Source organism: Candidatus Eisenbacteria bacterium (assembly GCA_030017955.1).
Lineage (GTDB): Bacteria > Eisenbacteria > RBG-16-71-46 > JASEGR01 > JASEGR01 > JASEGR01.
The window spans coordinates 20,751-27,052 of the sequence record JASEGR010000040.1 but is presented as its reverse complement, the minus strand read 5'-3'; the positions used below and the strand labels follow the sequence as shown (position 1 = coordinate 27,052).

Sequence of the window (6,302 nt, the reverse complement as noted above, 5' to 3'; positions counted from 1 at the left end):
CGATTTTCGTTGGCGTCGGCTAAAGTACTGCGAGAAACTTTGCCTCGAATCCCCATGTGATACAATTTGTTTTGCATGGAACGCAGACATGCTTCGATATCTCGAAGGCTTTCGCGGTAAGTCAATTGGGCAAAAGCCATAGATAAGAACTGGTCTAAACATGAAAACGTATGGACTCTGTAATCGCCGTCGTAGCGTCGAACACATTTGCGAAATTCATCGAGGGGCAGAAACTCCATGATTTGAGAAAAAATGGTTTTCCCATTGTACATAGGCCGCTCCTTTGTTGATTTGGAAGACGACCATAGTACGAGTGGGAATCCAAGTCGATTACGACATTCTGTGACTCCATCATATTCATCTCAAAACAGTTACAGCAACTACGGAACAAGTTAACCGGACACCAGTGGTGCCTGTCCCTATTTTCCGGCGAGGCAGTTTTCTCGAACGCTCTTCTTGGTGATTGCCTTTCGATAAAGCGCGAGGTATTCTCTGGCGGCCTTTTCCCAGGAGAAGTCTTCGCTCATTCCGTTGAGCATGAGCTTTCGCCACAGCTTGGGATTCTCGTGGCAAGCGAACGCTTTCCGCACGCAGGCCAGTAGCGCCTCGGGCGTGTAGTCACTGAATGTGAATCCTGTACCGCTCCAGTCCTTTTCGTTGAACTCCTTCACCGTGTCGTAGAGTCCACCAACCGCACGCACAATCGGGACAGTTCCATATCTCATGCTGTAAATCTGATTGAGCCCGCACGGTTCATACTTGGAAGGCATGAGAAACGCATCGGCTCCTGCTTCTATAAGATGGGCAAGCGGGTCATCAAAAGAAAACTCCGCATAGATCCATCGCGGGTACTTGGCCATGAGCTTCGTGAAGAACTCGTGATATTTTTTCTGTCCGGTCCCGAGCACCACAAGCGAGATATCAAGCTTCATGAGCTCGGTCGAAGCTTGCTCAATGAGGTCAAGGCCTTTCTGGTCAGCGAGCCGCGTCACCATTCCCAGCAGAAATCTTCTTGTCTGCCGCGCATTGAAACCGCATCTCTTCAGGAGAGCACTTTTGTTTTTCTTCTTGTCCTCAAGGGTATCTTTCCCATAATTGACAGGAATAAGCTTGTCATTTCTCGGATCCCAGATTGAATAATCAACACCGTTCACTATCCCATAAACATCGGCAGACCTCGCCTTCAAGACACCTTGAAGCCCGTAGCCGAATTCCTCGCTAGTCTGAATCTCCTCTGCGTACCTCTTGCTTACAGTCGAAATCAAATCCGAATACCAGATTCCTGCCTTCATGAAGTTCACGTTGCCAAAGAACTCAAAGGGCCCCATCGGATAGAAAAGGTCCCTGCTGATTCCGAAATCGTTGAACACTTCTCCCGGATACACGCCTTGATAGCCGAGGTTATGAATGGTGTATAGAACCGGGATGTTCGAGAGAGTCGGATCGCCGCCAAATCTTGTCTTCAGGAAAGGGGCGACGGGAGCGGTCTGATTATCGTTGATGTGAAGAACATCCGGCTTCAGGCCAAGAATCCGCACTGCCTCAACAGCAGCAACCGAGAAAAATAGAAACCTTCTGGCATTGTCTTTGAACTCTTCCCCTGTCGATGGATCAGTATATACGCCGTCCCGCTTGAAGAAGTTATCGTTCTCAACGAGAATTACCCGAACGCCCTGGTTTTTCAAACGCGCTTCCCTGAGCGTCACCTTCTCGCGGCCCCATTGGAACTCAAGCTCACCATCGAGAAGCGTCTCGCCCCGGTATTTCTCGGGAATCGAGGAAAACCCCGGAAGGAAAACCGTGACCTCATGCCCCATTCTTCCCAGCGATTGGGAAAGAGCACCAATCACGTCTGCCAGGCCGCCAACTTTTGCCAGAGGAACCATCTCCGAAGATGTAATGACAATCCGAAGCTTGCCGTCTTTCACCGTTCTCTCCTTTCGAACCAAAGCAGGGTTCCAGGGTTCTGGGGTTCTAGAATGCCAAGAAAGTACAAACGTCGTTGGTCTGCTGCTTCTCCCTCGAACCCATGGACCCTCGACCCCTTGAACCCTTGCTTTCGACGCTTCTATGATCTCGAACGATTGTCTCCCGGACTCAGAAACGCGGGAAAGTTCTCATCTCAAGCGGCACTTCAAACTTTCACTTCAATCTCGACTTCTCTCAGGTACGCGGCAGCATCTTCCGGGGAAGTGGGATTTATGTAGAATCCGGTTCCCCATTCAAAGCCGGCAACCTTCGTGAGCTTCGGCATAATCTCCATGTGCCAGTGGTAGTGCTGGAGAAGAGGATCGTTGAGCGGCGCATTGTGAATAATGAAGTTGTACGGAGGAAGGTTAAGAGCTTTCTCCATCCGCATCAGAATCTCTTTCAGCACGGAAGCGAGTTTCTTGAACTCACCCGCTTCAATTTCCTGGAAAGCCGAATCGTGCCTCTTCGGAAGGAGCCAGGTCTCAAAAGGAAATCTCGAAGCAAACGGTGCCACGACAATGAACGAATCGTTCTCGCACACAACACGCCGTCCGCTTTCCATCTCCTGGTCCAGGATGTCACAGAAGACGCATCTTTCCTTCAAGTTGTAGTACTGCCTGCTGCCGTCAAGCTCCTGGATAACGCGCGTCGGCAGAATAGGCGTCGCGATCAGCTGGGTATGCCCGTGTTCGAGAGATGCTCCCGCTGCTTCGCCGTGGTTCTTGAAGATAAGTATGTACCTGAATCTCTTGTCTTTCTTTAGATCAATCGTCCTTGCTCTGTAAGTCGAGAGCACTGTTTCAATGTGCTCTACAGGAAGCTCCCCGAGCGACTGCTCATGATTGGGGGTCTCGATAATCACCTCGTGCGCGCCGATTCCGTTCATCTTGTCGTAAAGCCCCTCGCCCTTCCGGCCAAGCTCCCCTTCTATCTGAAGCGCTGGGAACTTGTTCGGCACAACCCTCACCGTCCAGCCGGGGCTATTGGGTCCATTTCCTCCATCTCTGATTGCAAGAACCTCGGGGGGAGTTTTGGCCTCATTTCCTGAGCAAAACGGGCAGAAAAGCGCCTGCTTCTTTGGCGGGGGTTCAAGAAAATCTGTTGGCTTTTTTCCCCTTTCAGTCGAGATGATTACCCATCTTCCAATCACGGGGTCTTTTCTGAGTTCTGGCATGGCTTTTAGCTTTTTCCCCTTTCGTCAAATTATCGGCAAATCGAAGAAAAACGCAAGGGAATCGTATCCGCTCCAGGGTCTTCGGTCTAGGTCTTCTTCTTTCGGTCCTTGCGGGTTCGGAAAGTTGGAGAGGATGGCACTGAAGGAGAAGAAAGGGCGAGCCCAAATGCCTTTCTCTCTTTCATCGTGAGCTCATGTACGTTTTCGAGCATCTTCGTGTAGGGGCCGCTCATCTTGACATCTCTTCGCGACATCGCGACCTTTGCTGTTTCGAGGAATTTCCCGAGTTCGTAGCTCGAGCTTTCCTCACCGCCTCCCCAGAAAAAGGAAGGGACATATTTCGGAGGCATCGTGCCGCCGCCGAAAATGTTACTGCCAACGCCAATCACCGTCCCGGTGTTTATGAGGGTGCCTATCCCGGTCTTCGCATGGTCGCCTATAAAGCAGCCGACTTTCGAGACACCCGTGTCAATCTGAGCCCCGTCAATCCACACCTTCACAGCTCCATAGTTGTTCTTAAGGTCGCTGTTTGTCGTCATCGCGCCAAGGTTGACCCATTCGCCGACATACGAGTGACCGAGAAATCCTTCATGATACTTGTTTGAATATCCCTGAAAGATTGTCTCCTCGACTTCTCCGCCGACCCTGCAAGATGGGCCGATTGATGTTCCTTCTCTTATCTTCCCGCCTGTGAGCACTGTGCCGTCCAGAGCGCAGGCAGGTCCCTCGACTCTGGTGAATGGCGTGACTACAGCGTCCTCGCCAATCCAGATCGGCCCCTGCCGTGCGTCGAGAACTACCGAGGGGTCAATCCTTGCGCCCTTTCCGATGAAGATCTGCTCCCTGCCAACCTTTCCGAGGAGAATCGCACTCGGGTCCAGAGTATGTTCACCGTTTGTAACAAGGATTTCCTTATCACAATGAAAAATCTCATCCAGGGCGCCTCGAGGCCTTGACGATGGGCTTATGAGGAACTCAAAGTCCTTCGATATCTCGGAAGAATTCTTGACAATGAGGTCCCATAGAAAGTTGACAACAATCCCGGGGAATCGGGTGGCTTTCCTTCCGGAGTATTTTGCGAGAAACTTCTTTCCCGAGAAATAGCCACCATCTTCTTCAATGACGGTCTGAATCTTCTCCCCATCGATTCTTCCAAGGACAATGCTGCCTTCACTCTCGAACACCTCTCCTTTGGAAGCTCTCTCGATGAGGGCCGGAAGAGAATCGTCAGCCAGGATTCTCCCATTCACCAGGATGAGTTCGCTTCCTTTGAGTTTCTGGAATTTGTTGACCGGGTTCGGAGTTGCCGATGAAAGAACTTGAGAAAGATAAGGCCTCGCGTGAAGACAGACTCTCAGGCTTGGCAGCCGCTTTTCGATCTTCTCCCTGAGAGAGATGATTCCGCAGTGGAGCTCGTAGACCGGTCTGGTTAGCGAAAGAGGATAGAACTGTGAGAAACGTTCGTCCTCAAAAATGCAAATGGCAGGCAACATCATTTATTTTTGGGGCTCAACGCCGGGCGCAACAACCCAACTATCCGCATACCCCATATCCCGTGCCCGCGCTTTTAGCTCATCAGCCTCCTGTCTTGACAGACAACCTCCGACTCTCACTTTGTACAATCCCTCTTCAAATACAATGAAGACTGGCTGGGAGAATCTCCCTCTCGCTTCACTTGCGAACGTGACTGCACCGTCGGACGTCGAGGATGCGAACACCTGAACGGAAAAGCCGGTCTGACGGCTCTGTGACCAAGCCGGGGAGCCGGTTCCGGTCTTCACTACTGAAGTATCCTTAACGCCCTGGACAGGTTCGGCCAGAGTGTCAAGCTCTGCTTCTTCGATATCTCCCAGCTCAGCCTTCTCAACTTCCTTGCTGGGCGTGGCCGCAGTGATCTCCTTTGGCTTCGGCACCTGCTTTGCGCAACCCGACAAACATACGGCAAAAACAAGCATTAGAATGAAAAACCAGCTCATCAGTTTCATCTTTTCCACCCCTTCCTGGGAAAACTGGCCGGATCACAAATAGTTCTCATACTCTTTTTTCGCTTTCAAAGCATCGACAATCTTCTTTATATCCTGCTCCCTTTCCTTTCTCGCCACAAGTGTAGCATCTTTGACCCGGACCACAACAAGATCATTAACCCCCAGCGCAGCAATCACGCCGTCTGTGGAGAAGAAGAAGCAGTCTTTCGTATCAACCTGTACGCAATCGCCGTAAGAAACGTTTCCTGAGAGATCTCCGGACTTGAGTCTCATGACTGCGGACCAAGAGCCCATGTCTTCCCACCCGAAATCGCCTCTGAGCGCTATTACTTCTTTTGTCTTCTCAAGAACGCCGTAGTCAATTGAGATATTCTCGGCATTCTCGTAGAACTCCTGAAATGGCCTTCTGTCCTTCTTTCCCAGGTGAGGAAGAAACTCTTTGAGCTGTGCCGAGAGCTTTGGCATGCTCTCCGAGATCTCGTCGAGGATTCTCTTTGTCTTCCATACAAAGATGCTGCAGTTCCAGAGATGCTTTCCGCTCGCGATGAATCTCTTTGCCGTCTCGAGGTCAGGCTTTTCTCTGAATGATGACACCCGGAACATCGTTCCCGAACCCCCGATTTCTTCTCCGAGCTCGATGTAGCCGTACCCGGTTTCCGGGCGAGTGGGAACTGCGCCGAAAAGCACGAGGCTCTCCCTTGCGCGGGCCAGTTCCTCGGCAACAGAAAGCGTGAGGAGAAACCTTCTTTCGTCTGCCACCATGTGATCTGATGCCAGCGTCACGGTGACCGCATCAGGATCTTCCTTGTTCACGTACAAAGAGGCGATACCTATCGCAGGAGCCGTGTTCCGGCTGAGCGGCTCGCCAATGAGATGCGAAGGTTTTATCCACGTGAATCTCTCGGCTATTCTCGAAACGAGATTCTCAGATGTTATTATCCAGATTCTCTCTTTGGGAATGAGGCCAAGAAGCCTCGTAACGGTTCGATCCAGCATGGTGCCGGTCCCGTCGAAGTCAACAAGCTGTTTGGGGTTCCCGACCCTGCTGAGCGGCCAGAATCTCTCTCCTTTTCCGCCGGCAAGGATTATCGCGTGGAGCAAGACCTCTCCTTTCCCATTTCCCAGTCGAGCAACAGATAAGCCATACCACACACGAGAACGGACGCGCAAGA

The 6,302-nt window shown here is 51.4% G+C and carries 6 protein-coding genes; all 6 read right to left on the bottom strand.

Going from position 1 to position 6,302, the window contains the following annotated elements:
• Positions 1-272: DUF4372 domain-containing protein (locus tag QME66_08030; GenBank protein MDI6808913.1), on the bottom strand; the 272-nt coding region annotated here is incomplete at its 3' end.
• Positions 273-419: 147 nt separating this feature from the next.
• The gene (glgA, locus tag QME66_08025) at positions 420-1,928 is read right to left on the bottom strand and encodes a glycogen synthase GlgA (GenBank protein ID MDI6808912.1); all 1,509 of its coding nucleotides are present in this window, start codon (positions 1,926-1,928) and stop codon (positions 420-422) included.
• Positions 1,929-2,134: 206 nt separating this feature from the next.
• Positions 2,135-3,145 (bottom strand): galactose-1-phosphate uridylyltransferase, encoded by a 1,011-nt coding sequence (galT, locus tag QME66_08020; protein ID MDI6808911.1) that lies wholly within the window; start codon positions 3,143-3,145, stop codon positions 2,135-2,137.
• An 86-nt stretch (positions 3,146-3,231) separates the two neighbouring features.
• Positions 3,232-4,641, bottom strand: coding sequence for a putative sugar nucleotidyl transferase (locus QME66_08015; GenBank protein ID MDI6808910.1), 1,410 nt, complete (start codon positions 4,639-4,641; stop codon positions 3,232-3,234).
• Positions 4,642-5,130 (bottom strand): SPOR domain-containing protein, encoded by a 489-nt coding sequence (locus tag QME66_08010; protein MDI6808909.1) that lies wholly within the window; start codon positions 5,128-5,130, stop codon positions 4,642-4,644.
• A gap of 33 nt (positions 5,131-5,163) precedes the next feature.
• Positions 5,164-6,231 (bottom strand): mannose-1-phosphate guanylyltransferase, encoded by a 1,068-nt coding sequence (locus QME66_08005; protein MDI6808908.1) that lies wholly within the window; start codon positions 6,229-6,231, stop codon positions 5,164-5,166.
• Positions 6,232-6,302 lie beyond the last annotated feature (71 nt).

Excerpts from the sequence above, each read along its gene's own strand:
- QME66_08015 (MDI6808910.1), bottom strand. The coding sequence starts at position 4,641 with ATGATGTTGCCTGCCATTTGCATTTTTGAGGACGAACGTTTCTCACAG.
- galT (MDI6808911.1), bottom strand. The coding sequence starts at position 3,145 with ATGCCAGAACTCAGAAAAGACCCCGTGATTGGAAGATGGGTAATCATC.
- QME66_08010 (MDI6808909.1), bottom strand. The coding sequence starts at position 5,130 with ATGAAACTGATGAGCTGGTTTTTCATTCTAATGCTTGTTTTTGCCGTA.